This is a genomic window from Streptomyces sp. NPDC001292 (genome assembly GCF_042896465.1).
In the GTDB taxonomy this organism is placed as follows: Bacteria; Actinomycetota; Actinomycetes; order Streptomycetales; family Streptomycetaceae; genus Streptomyces.
Genome location: NZ_JBIAXG010000011.1, coordinates 132,870 through 145,112, shown reverse-complemented (window position 1 = coordinate 145,112; position 12,243 = coordinate 132,870). Strand labels below are relative to the sequence as shown.

The 12,243-nt window shown below is 68.7% G+C and carries 13 protein-coding genes; 6 read left to right on the top strand and 7 right to left on the bottom strand.

Annotated features, from left to right (window positions below):
- Positions 1 to 91: 91 nt before the first annotated feature.
- Together ACFY4A_RS15085 and ACFY4A_RS15080 are read right to left on the bottom strand one after the other, a co-directional pair.
- Entirely contained in the window at positions 92 to 841 is a 750-nt protein-coding gene (locus ACFY4A_RS15085) for a class I SAM-dependent methyltransferase (RefSeq protein ID WP_390829873.1), read from the bottom strand.
- Between the two features lie 54 nt (positions 842 to 895).
- Positions 896 to 2,500: an ISL3 family transposase gene (locus tag ACFY4A_RS15080; RefSeq protein WP_390829872.1), complete on the bottom strand. Its 1,605-nt coding sequence runs from the start codon at positions 2,498 to 2,500 to the stop codon at positions 896 to 898.
- A gap of 537 nt (positions 2,501 to 3,037) precedes the next feature.
- Between ACFY4A_RS15080 and ACFY4A_RS15075 the strand changes: the two genes are divergently transcribed.
- Complete coding sequence (locus ACFY4A_RS15075) at positions 3,038 to 3,160, top strand: hypothetical protein (protein ID WP_390829871.1); 123 nt, start codon at positions 3,038 to 3,040, stop codon at positions 3,158 to 3,160.
- Between the two features lie 306 nt (positions 3,161 to 3,466).
- Here ACFY4A_RS15075 and ACFY4A_RS15070 read toward each other — a convergent pair whose 3' ends face one another.
- A complete protein-coding gene (locus ACFY4A_RS15070; protein WP_390829870.1) occupies positions 3,467 to 4,102 on the bottom strand; it encodes an MFS transporter in 636 nt (211 codons plus the stop codon).
- Here ACFY4A_RS15070 and ACFY4A_RS15065 point away from each other — a divergent pair.
- Together ACFY4A_RS15065 and ACFY4A_RS15060 are read left to right on the top strand one after the other, a co-directional pair.
- Complete coding sequence (locus ACFY4A_RS15065) at positions 4,071 to 4,745, top strand: NUDIX domain-containing protein (protein WP_390829869.1); 675 nt, start codon at positions 4,071 to 4,073, stop codon at positions 4,743 to 4,745. The genes ACFY4A_RS15070 and ACFY4A_RS15065 overlap by 32 nt on opposite strands.
- Before the next feature lie 126 nt (positions 4,746 to 4,871).
- A complete protein-coding gene (locus tag ACFY4A_RS15060; protein WP_390829911.1) occupies positions 4,872 to 5,636 on the top strand; it encodes a GNAT family N-acetyltransferase in 765 nt (254 codons plus the stop codon).
- Between the two features lie 46 nt (positions 5,637 to 5,682).
- Here the strand turns inward: ACFY4A_RS15060 and ACFY4A_RS15055 are convergent, their stop codons facing one another.
- The 4 genes from ACFY4A_RS15055 to ACFY4A_RS15040 form a co-directional block, all read right to left on the bottom strand.
- On the bottom strand, positions 5,683 to 6,906 hold the full coding sequence (locus ACFY4A_RS15055) for an alpha/beta hydrolase (RefSeq protein WP_390829868.1): 1,224 nt from the start codon (positions 6,904 to 6,906) through the stop codon (positions 5,683 to 5,685).
- A gap of 141 nt (positions 6,907 to 7,047) precedes the next feature.
- Positions 7,048 to 7,722 (bottom strand): response regulator, encoded by a 675-nt coding sequence (locus tag ACFY4A_RS15050; RefSeq protein WP_390829867.1) that lies wholly within the window; start codon positions 7,720 to 7,722, stop codon positions 7,048 to 7,050.
- Positions 7,719 to 8,003, bottom strand: coding sequence for a hypothetical protein (locus ACFY4A_RS15045; protein WP_390829866.1), 285 nt, complete (start codon positions 8,001 to 8,003; stop codon positions 7,719 to 7,721). The genes ACFY4A_RS15050 and ACFY4A_RS15045 overlap by 4 nt, the downstream gene beginning before the upstream one ends.
- Before the next feature lie 216 nt (positions 8,004 to 8,219).
- Positions 8,220 to 8,633, bottom strand: a complete 414-nt coding sequence (locus ACFY4A_RS15040) for a MarR family winged helix-turn-helix transcriptional regulator (RefSeq protein ID WP_390829865.1) — start codon at positions 8,631 to 8,633, stop codon at positions 8,220 to 8,222.
- Between the two features lie 194 nt (positions 8,634 to 8,827).
- On the opposite strand from ACFY4A_RS15040, the gene ACFY4A_RS15035 reads away from it, so the two are divergent.
- Genes ACFY4A_RS15035 through ACFY4A_RS15025 form a run of 3 tightly spaced genes read left to right on the top strand, consistent with a single transcriptional unit; the run spans position 8,828 to position 12,192 of the window.
- Positions 8,828 to 9,748: an SDR family oxidoreductase gene (locus tag ACFY4A_RS15035; protein ID WP_390829864.1), complete on the top strand. Its 921-nt coding sequence runs from the start codon at positions 8,828 to 8,830 to the stop codon at positions 9,746 to 9,748.
- A 1-nt stretch (position 9,749) separates the two neighbouring features.
- The gene (locus ACFY4A_RS15030) at positions 9,750 to 10,637 is read left to right on the top strand and encodes an amidohydrolase family protein (protein WP_390829863.1); all 888 of its coding nucleotides are present in this window, start codon (positions 9,750 to 9,752) and stop codon (positions 10,635 to 10,637) included.
- Between the two features lie 10 nt (positions 10,638 to 10,647).
- A complete protein-coding gene (locus ACFY4A_RS15025) occupies positions 10,648 to 12,192 on the top strand; it encodes a long-chain fatty acid--CoA ligase (protein WP_390829862.1) in 1,545 nt (514 codons plus the stop codon).
- Positions 12,193 to 12,243: the final 51 nt, after the last annotated feature.

Here is a 12,243-nt window from a genome sequence, read left to right as displayed (position 1 = left end):
GACCGTCAAACGCTCCCGTCACTCGGGTTCTGGCACAGATCTTGGGGAGCGGTCACGGAGGGTGATCCCGGACCTTCTCAGAGGCAGGTGGTCAGGTGGCTTGGAGTCGGAAGTGCAGCAGGTCGGTGACATCAGCAGGGGCGGGCTTGCCGTCCAGATCGGTGACGGCGGTCACGGTCAGGCCGACGGTCGTGGCCAGCTTCTCGAACTGCTCCCGGGTGTACCAATGCATGACCCACGGGCGCTCTTCGATGGTGCTGTCTGAGCCGTGGTGCCGTTCGTAGCGTAGAAGTGTCGTCTGTGTCCGGGCGGTCTCGTCGCGTTGCTCGGCGACGACGGATACCCGGAGTTCGGCGCCGTCGGGTGCGGCGGCCGTGCGGACCCGGCCGATCTGTTCGGCGGGGGTTGGTGCCGGGGTGAACAGGGGCACCAGTGCGGTGCCGCCCTCGGCCAGGTGAGCGCGGATGCCGCGCAGGGCGGCGAGCGCTGTGGCGTCGTCGGGGAGCAGGGTGAAGGTCGGCCCGGCGAGGAAGATGGCCCGGTAGCGGCGGGGCAGGTTCAAAGCCTCCATGCGCTGGTGGAACACGTTGGCATGGATGCCTTGTTCGTCTGCCCGGCGCCGGAGCCGCTCCAGCATGTCGGCGGAGGAGTCGACGCCGTCGACGTCCAGGCCGCGTCGGCGCAGTTCGAGCAGGGGATCACCGTCTCCGCACCCCAGCTCCAGTGCCGGCATGCCGACTTGCTGAATGAAGGCTGCGTAGGGCTCGGCGTCCTGGGAGAAGGACTTCAGCGGTCCGTAGAGTTCCGCGACGATGCCGGTGTAGAAGTCAGCTGGGTCCACGCTCGTCACCCTACGCAGCCCCTTCCGCACGTTCACTCGAATATCGAGGGTGGGTCACTGCAGCAGGATCATCTTGCGAAGCAGGTTGAATCCCGCTCGTCCGTAGAGTTGCCTCTTGATCTTTTTGATGCGGTTCACGGCACCCTCGGTGCCGCCGGAGCTCCAGTGCACGGTGAGGCCGGCCGTCACGGCGTCGAGGTCCCGGAGCAGGTGGAGGGCGAAGCCGGTGAGACCCGGCAGCTGACTGCCGTCAACAGCGTCGATCCAGGCAGGGAGCGTGGCACCGCGGCGGTGGGCCATCATCTCGCCGAAGTCGCGGACGTACCCTGCGGCCGCGTCCAGCTCGGGGCATCGGGCCAGGACGTCCTTCAGTGCGGCGCGGTCTTCCTCGCTCAGGGCTGTGGGGTGGCGGGTGAGCCAGCCGGTCACCTGCCGCACCGTCGGCGGAGGGGGCGGTGCCTGCGGTGGGGCGGCGCGCAGAGTGGCGATGTAGGCGCGGACCATCTGATAGGTGACGGGGGCGTTCTCGGCGAGGAGCTCGCGGTGCAGGAGGGTGACGTTCGAGCAGCCCGCGGCGAACCGCCGCTCCAGGTACGGCTTGTAGGGGTCCAGCCTGCTGGGCCGGGGGCGGTTCTCGCGCAGGGTGTCCTGCCAGTGCGCGGCGCGCGCGTAGCGCAGCACGGTGTTGAGGCCCCAGCCCAGGTGACGGGCGATCGCCCGGCGCGAGTGGCCCTGCCCGAGCAACTCATGGACCAGGGCGTGCGCGGCCTTCTTGCGCTGGGCCCGCCTGCCGACCGGCTCCCGGCCGGCACGCTCCGAGCCGTCCGGAGGAGTGTCGTCGCTCGTCGCCTTGAGCGGTGCCGATGCTCGTAAGCACTCCCTGTGAGCCGCGACGCAGGTCTCCACGGCCCGGCCGAGGCCCTGCCACAGGTGGAACCGGTCGGCGACCTGGAGGGCATCGGGGGCGCCGAGCCGGGCGCCCTCGGCGTAGGCGCCCGCCCGGTCCCGGCAGATGATCTCCACGCCCGGGTGGGTGGTCAGCCAGGCGGCCAGCGGCCCCGCGGCGCGGGTCGGGAGCACATCGACCACACGATGGGTTTCTCCGCAGGTCAAGACGGTGGAGTAGCTCTGCCCCCGGCGGATCGCGAAGTCGTCCACACCCAGCACGCGTGGCGTGCTGAACTGCGGATCCGGCAGTGCCATGACCCTGCGCAGCAAAGTCATCCGCCCCGCAGTGATGCCAAGTTGGCCTGCCAGGCGGGCGCCGGCCCGTCCGGCGAGTGCGAGCCCGACACGTTCCAGGACGTGGTTGAGCCGTGTGGTGAAGCGGGCGTATGGGGTGGTCAGTCGAGCGAACGGCTCGGCGAAGGTACGGCGCGGGCAGTCGCCTGCACCGCAGATAAAGCGCCGGACCGTCAGCCGGATCATGACGCTCTGCCCGCCGAGCGGAAGATCCTTCAGCCTGCGCTGGTAGGAGTCGTGCACCCGGTCCGAGAACCGGCCGCAGTCCGGACATGCCGCGCCAGCTGCCCGGCCTCTGGCCGTCACGTCGACCGTGCCGAAGGCAGCGGTCACTGCCTCGACGTCCACGTCGTCGATCCCGCCGAATACGAGAGAGTCCCACAATGATGTGTCGGTCTGCATGACCAGTACCGTCACCGACCACAGCGGACTACGGCGGAGACTGTCACGTACCTGACGAAGCGTCACTTTCACTTGTAGGACGGCACGGTATGCGCGGTCTCACGCGAACCCGAACCCTCGCAATCGAACGCTGCCGTTACGTTCTGCGACCGCTCCCCAAGATCTGTGCCAGAACCGAGTGACTCGTGGACAGAGCCAAGCGGCGACGTCGCGACCAGCGTCACGTGACAGCCGAAAGCTCTGCCATCACCGGCAGCCCGAACCCCAGGCGTCAGCCAGTGGCAAGGGCATGTCGAGGTGAACGCCGACCAGTTCAGGTCGGCGATGGTCAGGGGGCCACGCCATGCCAGCGGGCAGAGTTCGAGGTCGCTGAGGACGGGCTCGCCATTCGGGGGTGAGAATCGCCCAGATCTGCTCGTCGTGACGGGTTTCGCCGTAAGGCAAGCACTCGCGTACCACGCCCTCGAGTCGCATGCCAGCAGCTTGGTCATGGCGGTAACTGCGCTCGTTGTCCGTTCGGCACTGCCACTCCGCGCGGTGCAGCCCTGGGACGTGAGCGCCCACGAAGGTCTGACACGCTTCCGTGACCGGGCCGCGTCCCTCGGCGGTCATCTCCAGCCGGCAACCAGCCACCCCAGCGCCACCAGCGACGCGACGGTGTGCGGCGGCCAGTAGCCGCGCTGTCAGGGTCCGCACCAGTCATCGTCAGGGATGCGGCCGGCCACAAGTGCCACCAAGGTCTGGGGCGGTCACCGCAGTCGACGGGGTCCCGCCGGAGCAGTGCGCTCGCCCGCACGGGCATGGTTGGGCATGACGTGCATTCCTCGAGTCGGGCCAGTGATGCTCCCGCATCGGCTGGGCGGTGCGAGCGCAGTTCCGCGTCCCCCTGGAGAGCTCACTGCGCGTCTCCCCCCGCTGAGCCCATGTGGGCCGTCCTCTCGGGGGTTTCCGGGTCACCGGGAGGACTCCCGGTGGAGTGGGTCAGTGGCGGGCGTACCGTGCGGTCATCACGGCGGCCAGGGGGGCGACGGCGAACAGGCCGAACATCCAGCGTGCGGTGCTTTGCAGGTCGCCGGCGCCCGCGCTGCCGGAGAATCCGATGACATTGGCGACCGTTCCTGCGAGCGCCGATCCGAATGCGGTCGCGGTGAGCTGGATCGTCGTGACCGAGGAACCGGCGAGGTCCTGGTCCTCCTCCGGCGTCAACTGCAGGACACGGGTGAGCAGATGAGGCCATGCCATGCCGATACCCCAGCCCAGTAGGAGCAGCGCGACGCCCACCGCCGCAACTGCCGTGACCGCGCCCGAGTGCACCGGACCGGCGAAGAAAAGCCCGACAAGACCGATCAGGGAGAAGACCGGACCGATGCCGGTGATCAATCCACTGCGGTGAGACATGCCACTGCACACGATCGAGCCGAGCGTCCAGCCGGCGGCCAGGATGGCGCCGAGGTATCCGGCTGCAAGCGGCCCGAGTCCCTGGAGGTGCTGCCCGAAGTAGGGGACGTAGACCTCGACCGTGCTGAAGAGCACCAGGAGCGCCATGGTGAGGTGGACGAGTCGCAGCCGCGCGTCGGGGCCGAACGTGGTGGCCGGGACGGGGATCCGCGGATCCACCACCGCCACGCGGGGTGACGCCGACCGGCGCGGGCGCCGCCGTCCCCGGTCGGCGGCCGGCAGCCCGAAGAGCGAGGTCGAGGTGCTGTCCTGCGACTGGTACGTCCTGCGGAAGACCACCTTCCACTACCAGCACAGCGACGGACACTGGAGCCGCCAGCAGCGCGAGACCTACGACCGCGGCGACGGTGCGACGATCCTGCTGTACAACGCCGAACGCCGTACTGTCCTGCTCACCCGCCAGTTCCGCCCGCCGGCTTACGTCAACGGGCACCCTGACGGCATGCTGGTCGAGACCGCCGCCGGGCTGCTGGACGGGGACAGCCCTCTGGAAGCGATCCGTCGCGAGGCCGCCGAGGAGACCGGACATGACATCGGCGCACCCGAGAGCGTCTTCGATCTCTACATGAGCCCAGGCTCGGTCACCGAACGCCTGTACTTCTACGCGGCCCCCTACAACGCCCCGGCCTCGGCTGCCAAGCACGGTGTCGCGGCCGAGGGTGAGGACATCACCACCGTGGAGCTCCTCTTCACCGACGCCCTCGCGATGATCAGCAGCGGCGCCATCGCCGACGCCAAGACCGTTATCCTGCTCCAATGGGCCGCGCTCCACGGCCCCTTCCGCCGTGACGACTCCGGCTGACGACCGGCCCGGGTCCGGGCCGGCGAAGGAGAAATTCCCGTGCGCATCGATAACGGTCATGATGCGATGACCTCCGTGAAAGCAGCCAAGTACCCCCATGGCGGTGTTCCCGATCTGCTGGTCGAGATGGAACGGAACCTTGCCGAGCATGCGTGTCACCTGCACCGTCACATGCCGGGCCCGACCGTCACGGAGACGGACGACCTCCTGATCGCCGACAGCGGACTGGCCGACGACACGTTCAACATCGTCGCGGCGGCGAGACTGCGCGCGGACACCGCCCAGACCCGGGTCAGGGAGACGGTCCAGGCCCTCGCCGCGACGGGGCGCCCCTTCTCCTGGTGGGTGGGCCCGGCCTCCGCACCCTCACAACTGGCCTCACTGCTCGAAGATGCCGGTCTCAAGGCATCCGAGACCGAGACGGGCATGTGGACGGAACTGAACGCGGCACCGCCCCAACCGCACCTTCAGGGCTTGGACATCCGTCCTGTGACGACCCCCGGGCAGCTCTCCGACTACGCGACCGTCCTGGCCGCCAACTGGGATCCGCCGGCCGCCACTGTGCGCCGCTTCTTCGCCGATGCCGCCGAGTGGGCACTCACCCCCGGCTGCCCCGCCCGCTACCTGGTCGGCTACGTCAACGGCGAACCGGTCAGCTCGGCCGAGGTCTTCCTGCACGGGAAGGTCGCCGGGATCTACAACATCGCGACCCTGGCGGCTCACCGCCGACGCGGATACGGCGGCGCCATGACCCTGGCGACCCTGCGCACTGCCTACGACGCGGGTTACCGCACGCTGGTCCTGCAGGCGTCCTCGGATGGTGAACCCGTTTACCGTCGCCTTGGTTTCGAGGCGTGCGGCGGATTCACCGAGTACACCGTCACACCGTGACGTCTTTGTTGCCTCGTCGAGCGAGGCGGGGCAACGAGGCGCTGGGTCATCGGGTCAGGAAGTCGCGCAGGATGTACCGGCTGGTCTGAGAGGTAATGCTCCAGTAGGCGTCGTCGAAGGCGTGCTCCGCGAAGGGAAGTTCCTTGACCGTGGTGTCGACGCCCTTGGCGCGCAGAGCGGCACCGAGATCCTTCACCGTCCGGGGCGGCGCGCTGCGGTCGCGGTCGCCGACGACGAGCAGCGTCCGCTGGAGCCCTTCGGTGACCTGGGCGGTCGGAGACACCTCGCGGTAGCGGTCGGGGTACTGCTCGGGCGCGCCGCCGGTGAACAGTTCTGCGGCCTCGCGTGAGCCTCCCACGTCGCGCCGCCACATGTCCGTGACGCCGGTTCCGGGGTAGAAGCCGACGACGGAGGCCGGGGGCTTGGGCGTGCGACCGTCGGTGGCCTTGAGGGTGCCCTTCTGCAGACGGTAGGCGGTGTCCATGGCGAGGGTGCCACCGGCTGACATGCCGCCCATGGAGATGCGGTCGACGTCGATGCCGTAGCGGTCGGCGTGGTCTTCAACCCATTGCAGCACGGTGACAAGGTCCTGGGGCGCCTTGTCCCAGGTGGGGCGGTCGGGTGTGGCCAGACGGTAGTCGACCGCTATCGCGGCGATGCCATGGTCGGCCAGCCAGCGCCCGGTGCCGCGCAGGTCGCTCTCGTCGAAAGTGTGGAAGCCACCCGCGTGCGCGAGCACGATCGCGGGAACCTTGTCCGCCGTGCCGCCACGGGCACCCTTGGGCAGGTAGATGTCCGCCTTCAAGTGCTCGCCGTCGCGCACGGCGTACGTCGGGGAGGCGTCGGGGGCTACGCCGGGGTAGGCGAGCTGGGTGAAGATGTCGCCGAAGGAGACATCCGTGCCCTCTTTCTGCGCCGCGGTGAACTGGACGGCTCCGCCGAGCGCGGCGCCCGTCGACAGGGCAGTGACTGCGGCCAGGGCCTGTCCCCAGCGCACCAGGCCCCAGCGCCGGACCAGCACTCCGAGGGCGAGCCCCAAGAGCCCGAACAGGGCCATGTGGAAAGGGTATTGGCCACCCAGGACGGGGCCGATGATGCCCGCTTTCGGGATTGCCGGGATATAGGCGCCCAACATGATCGCGCCGATGAGGAAGGCTAGGAACGACGCGAACACGGCGAGAGCGAGGCGCAAGGTCCGGCGGACGGGGCCGGGCCGGGCGGGGCGCCGGGTGGTCGGCTGAAGAGGGTTCGGGGGCGCGGACGCGGACATGGCGCTGCTCCTGTGGTGGGTGGGGTTGGGGGGCGGTGCTGCCCGCTCCCCGATGCACCACCAGCATCACGTTCCGCACCTCTGCCGGGCGTCCCCCGGCAGAGCCAAGTAGTGGTCTGGCTCTGTGGGGTGAGGGGTACGTCAGCGGGGTGTGGTGCCGGGCACCACGAGTCCGCTCTCGTATGTGAAGACGGCCGCCTGGGTGCGGTCGCGCAGCCGCAGTTTCATGAGGATGCGTCCGACGTGCGTTTTGACCGTCTCCTCAGCGATGATCAGCCGCTCCGCGATCTCGGTGTTGGACAGGCCCAGCGCGACCTGGGTGAGGACCTCGGTCTCCCGCGGGGTGAGCTCCTCGATGCGCACGCCGGGCGAGCGCTTGGGCTCATTCGTCACGCGGGCGAACTCGGTGATGAGCCGCATGGTCACATCGGGCGTGAGCAGGGCGTCACCCGACGCGACGACCCTTACGGCATGGGCAAGTTCTTCCCCGGAGGCGTCCTTGAGGAGGAAGCCCGCCGCTCCCGCGCGCAGTGCTTCGTACACATACTCGTCGAGAGTGAACGTGGTCAGGATCAGGATCCGGGTACCGGATCCGGGGCGTGCGGTGATGCGGCGGGTGGCCTCGATGCCGTCGAGGCGGGGCATGCGGATGTCCATCACGACGACGTCCGGGGCCAGTTCCTCGGCGCGCGCCACCGCGTGCGCGCCGTCCTCGGCAGTGGCGACCACCTCGATGTCGGGCTGCGCGCCGAGCAGTACGGAGAAGGCGTCCCGCACCATGGCCTGGTCGTCGACGATCAATACGCGGATGGTCATGGGGTGCGCAGCGCCCGCTCGTGCGCGGTGGTCGCGATCTGCTCGGTGAGCCGGACCCGGTCCTCACGCCGCCCACGCCCCACCGCACCCGCGCCCAGCGCCAGCGCGAACAGGGCCATACCGAACGCCACGAGCGACCACGAGCCGACGGCAGCGCCAGCCGATTCGAGGACCAGCAGCACCAGCGCGCCGACGGCCGTGGCGACGGCCGCCGACCCGACCTGGATCCGCAGCGCGAGCAGGAACAGGACGCAGGCCTTCGCCCCGGTTCCGTATGTCACAGGGCACCGGTCAGCCCGAGCGCGGCCGAGACAGGGGAGGCGTTCCAGTCCCGCGACGGTGGCTCGCGGAGACCGTGTTTGTCGGGCTCGCCCGCCCCGACGGCGAAGATGTCGTCGTCATTCGCGTGTTCGCGCTCAAGTAGAGCCTGCGGCCGGTGACCGATGCGCCTCCCGGAGCTGGTCCCGACAGCTTCACCGGCGGACGGGCCTGCGCCCTCAGGAGAGTGTCCGCCATGCGCGGTTGAGCATGTCCCGAAATTGGTCGACCTCCTCAGCGCTCAAGTCGGTGACCAGGCGCTCTTCGAGCTTCTTGGCCGGCTCCGCGTACTCGGCCAGCAGCCGACGCCCCATGTCGGTGAGCAGGACGAGCCTCTCCCGACGGTTCTGGGGGTTGGGTTCGCGACGGATCAGCCCGCGATTCTCCAACGTGTGGACCATGTCGGCCATGGACTGCGCGGTGACGAAGGAGTCACGTGCGAGTTTTGCTGCGGACACCCCGTCCTGCCGCTCCAGGACCGTGAGGGCCGTGTACTGCAGCGCTGTGATGCCGGCGGGCTTGAGCAGCTCCTCCAGGCGTGCGCGGACCACGAGCTCGGCTCGCTTGAGCAGGTAAAGCAGCGAGGGACTCACGTTCACCCTTCCGAGGTCGTGCTCTGTGTGGGTTCGCTCATGTCGTTCCTCCTCGACGTCACCGTGAGCGGCTGGCACCCACCCTAGGGCATTGACAGGAATCCTGTGCTTCCAGAACACTGACGTTCATCAGGATTCCTGTCGATCGGCGGGTGAGTACTTGCTTTCGGCATCCCACCCACAGCTCACGAGAGGTGCCATACATGGATCTGCATGGGAAAGTCGCCGTCGTCACCGGAAGCGGACGCGGCCTCGGACTGGCGTATGCCCAGGCCCTTGCTGCAGCGGGAGCCGCGGTCGTCGTCAACGACGTCGACCAGGGCGCGGTCGATGCCGCAGTCGCCACCATCACGGCCCAAGGGGGCAAGGCGACCGGTGTCGTAGCGGCGGTGGGTGACAGCGAAGCGGCCCAGCGACTTGTGGACGCGGCAGTGCAGGCTTTCGGGCGCCTGGACGTGCTCGTCACCAACGCGGGCATCCTGCGCGACCGCGTGTTGTGGAAGATGACCGACGACGACTTCGACGCCGTCGTCAGGGTCCACTTGCGCGGCACCTTCACCTGCGCCCGGGCGGCCGGCATCCGCATGCGGGAGCAGGGCACCGGTGGCCGCATCATCCTGATCTCCTCACCTGCCGGACAGCGGGGCAACTTCGGTCAGACGAACTACGCAGCCGCCAAGGCCGGCATCGTCGCCATGGCACGGACCTGGGCCATGGAACTGGCCAAGGCCGGCATCACCGTCAACGCCGTCGTACCCGTCGCGGCGACCGAGATGACCAAGACCATTCCCGCCTTCGCACCGGTCGTCGCCGAGTCCGAGCGCACCGGCGCCCCGCTGCCGGACTGGCTGCGCAAGGACGAGGGCCTCGGCACCGTCGAGGACGTTGCCGGGCTGATCACCTTCCTGGCCTCGGAGGCCTCCAAGGACGTCACCGGCCAGGCCATCGGCACCGGTGGCGACCGACTGGCGCTGTGGGCACACCCCAAGGAGAAGGCGGTCGTCTTCGCCGACGGCGGCTGGAGCGCCGACGCCATCGCCGCCGAGTGGCATGACGGCATCGGTGCCGAACCGGAGACCTACGGCATTCCCGCACCCAAGGCACCGGAGGCCTGAAGTGGGCGACCCCACGCTCGACCTCGATCGGCTGACCGCCATCGACGTCCACACGCACGCCGAAGTGTCGAAGGACGGTCACGGAGCTCTGAGTCCCGAACTGTTCGGCGCCTCCGAAAAGTACTTCAAGGCCCACGGACACCGGCAGCCGACGATCGAGGAGATGGCCGACCACTACCGTGAACGCCGCATGGCCGCAGTAGTGTTCACCGTGGACGCCGAACACGCCACGGGGCACCCGCGGATCTCGAACGAGGAGATCGCGGAGAGCTGCGCCGCCCACGCCGACGTGCTGATCCCCTTCGCCAGCATTGATCCGCACAAGGGCCGAGCCGGAGTGCGTGAAGCTCGCCGCCTGGTGGCAGAGTGCGGCGTCCGAGGCTTCAAGTTCCACCCCAGCATCCAGGCGTTTTCCCCGAATGATCCGCTCGCCTACCCGCTGTTCGAGGCCATCGAGGAACTCGGCGTGCCCGCGCTGTTCCACACCGGACAGACCGGCATCGGCGCCGGCGTCCCGGGCGGCGGCGGCATCAGGCTCAAGTACTCCAGTCCCATGCTGATCGACGACGTCGCCGTGGACTTTCCGCAGTTGCGGATCATCCTGGCCCACCCGTCGTTCCCCTGGCAGGACGAGGCCCTGGCGGTGGCCACCCACAAGCCGCACGTGTACATCGACCTGTCCGGCTGGTCCCCGAAGTACTTCCCGCCGCAGCTGGTGCGATACGCCAACACCCTGCTCAAGGACAAGGTCCTCTTCGGTTCCGACTACCCCGTCATCACGCCCGACCGATGGCTCGCCGACTTTGAGAAGCTCGACATCAAGCCCGAGGTCCGGCCGAAGATCCTCAAGGGCAACGCCGCCCGTCTGCTCGGCCTGATCAAGGACTGAAGGAGTCGCCGTGTTGAACCAAGGCATCGGTTCCTGGCCGGCCCGCCGGGCCCGAAAGACACCCGCCCGGATCGCCATCGTCCACGAAGGCAGCCAGTGGACCTACCGCGACCTGCACCAGCGTGTCCTGAGCCTCGCCCACGGCCTGCGTAGTCTGGGCGCGGGGCGTGGCGACCGAATCGCGTACCTTGGCCCCAACCACCCGGCCTTCCTGGAAACGCTGTTCGCCGCTGGCGTGCTCGGTGCGGTCTTCGTCCCGCTCAACACCCGGCTGGCCGTCCAGGAGCTGGCCTACAACCTGTCCGATTCGGGTAGTACCGTCCTCGTCCACGCACCCGAACAGGCCGAAGTCGCCGCAGCTGCCGCCCACGATGCGGGCGTACGCCACCGCGTCACTCTCGACGGGACCGATGACGGGGCACTCGGCTACGAGGACCTGCTGGCAGCAGGCAGAACCGAGCCACTGGACGCGACCGTCGCCCCGGACGACCCGTGCATGATCATGTACACGTCCGGGACCACGGGCCGACCCAAGGGCGCAGTGCTCTCCCACGCCAACATCACCTGGAACAGCGTCAACGTCCTCGTCGACACAGACCTGGCCGGCGACGAAGTGACACTGGTCGTGGCGCCGCTGTTCCACACAGCCGGTCTCAACATGACCTGCTTGCCCACCCTCCTCAAGGGCGGGCGGGTACTGCTGCTGGGCACGTTCGACCCCGACCACATCCTGCATCTCATCGAGACCGAGCGCGTCACCTACATGTTCGGCGTTCCCACCATGTACGACGCCATGACCGCCAGGCCGCAATGGCCGGACACCGACCTGTCCAGCCTACGCACCCTCAACTGCGGCGGCGCACCGGTCCCCGCACGTACCATCGCCGCGTATCTCGCCCGAGGCCTGACCTTCAGCCAGGGCTACGGCATGACCGAGGCCTCCCCGGGAGTGCTCTTCCTGGACCGGGAGCAGACCACGGCCAAGGCCGGCTCCGCGGGCGTGCCGCACTTCTTCACCGACACCCGCGTGGTGCTGCCCGACGGCCAGGACGCCGAACCCGGACAACGCGGCGAGATCCTCGTCCACGGCCCCAACGTCATGACCGGTTACTGGGGTCGGCCCGACGACACCGAGGCCGCTTTCACCGACGGCCGCTGGCTGCGCACCGGCGACATCGCCCGGATCGACGACGACGGATACGCCTACATCGTCGACCGGGTCAAAGACATGTTCGTCTCCGGAGGCGAGAACGTCTACCCGGCCGAAGTGGAGGACACGATCCTCGCCCACCCCGCAGTCGCCGAATGCGCGGTCATCGGAATGCCCGACCAGGTCTGGGGCGAAGTCGGCCGCGCCGTCGTCGTCCTCAAACCCTCGGCCCACGCCGACGAGCACGACATCCTCGACCACCTCCAGGGCAGGCTCGCCAAGTACAAGATCCCCAAGTCCGTGATCTTCACGGATGCTCTGCCCCGCACAGCCTCCGGGAAGATCATGAAACCCGCTCTGCGCGACAAGAACGCGGGCCGTCACACGGACCGGCTCCGCCCGTAGGTAGGCCCCTCGCAGGCCGCATACACGACACCACACGACATCGGCGCCATC

Coding starts and splice junctions, on each gene's coding strand:
- ACFY4A_RS15060 (WP_390829911.1), top strand. CDS start 4,872: ATGGAACGGAACCTTGCCGAGCATGCGTGTCACCTGCACCGTCACATG.
- ACFY4A_RS15055 (WP_390829868.1), bottom strand. CDS start 6,906: ATGTCCGCGTCCGCGCCCCCGAACCCTCTTCAGCCGACCACCCGGCGC.
- ACFY4A_RS15050 (WP_390829867.1), bottom strand. CDS start 7,722: ATGACCATCCGCGTATTGATCGTCGACGACCAGGCCATGGTGCGGGAC.